Origin of the sequence: Bartonella sp. AA89HNZF, assembly GCF_042196905.1 — a bacterium.
In the GTDB taxonomy this organism is placed as follows: domain Bacteria; phylum Pseudomonadota; class Alphaproteobacteria; order Rhizobiales; family Rhizobiaceae; genus Bartonella.
In genome coordinates, this window is the sequence record NZ_JBHIRD010000098.1 from 1 (window position 1) to 809 (window position 809).

The 809-nt window shown below is 38.9% G+C and carries 1 protein-coding gene; it reads left to right on the forward strand.

The window, feature by feature from the left end; genetic code table 11:
* A partial coding sequence (locus ACFIN0_RS09920; RefSeq protein WP_375702471.1) for an autotransporter outer membrane beta-barrel domain-containing protein occupies nucleotides 1-792 on the forward strand: 792 nt, incomplete at its 5' end.
* Nucleotides 793-809 lie beyond the last annotated feature (17 nt).

The following is an 809-nucleotide window of genomic DNA, read 5'->3' on the forward strand; positions in this document are numbered from 1 at the left end:
GCTTTATGGACCTATGCGATTAAATCTAAAGAGAGCATTGCGACAGAGCATATAGATTTTAAACTGGATCAGACCGGTATCGTTTTGGGGATCAATGGTTTAAGCGAGTGGGAAAATGGAGAGTTTTATATAGGTGGTTTTGGCAGTTATGATCGTGCCCGTGTTGCGCATGCACGGGGGGGTAACAGTGGAATCAATACTTATGGTATTGGCGCTTATGTCACTTATTTTGATCATAGTGGATGGTATCTCGATGGTATTTTAAAATACAATCATTATCAAAATACTCTAAAAGCCGTTTCAACGAATGGTTTAGATATTGAAGGAACATATACTCAAAGGGCATTGGGAACTTCCTTTGAAGCTGGTTATCGACTTAAGACGTCAAAGAACAGTTGGTTGCAGCCTTATGGACAATTTACATGGTTGCGTGTTGAGGGTAAAGAAATCAAGTTATCGAATGGCATGACAGGTGACATGCGTCCATTTACTTCATTACGCAGTGAGGTTGGCTTATCTTTAGGATATGAATTTGGTTCTCACATGGATTCCTCATCGCTTGCGTATATTACAGCAGCATGGTTGCGTGAGAATAAAGATGACAATCAAACGTTAATTAATCAACGTCATCCATTTACCACGGACTTATCGGGCAATGCAGGTAAGTTAGGATTAGGTTTAAGCAGTTTTGTGAGTGAGAAGTTAAAGTTATATGGTGAGGCCCATTATGTTAAAGGACATAAAACAAAACAGTCCTTTCAGGGTATTTTAGGTGTACGCTATAGTTTCTAACGATATGGTTATTTTTT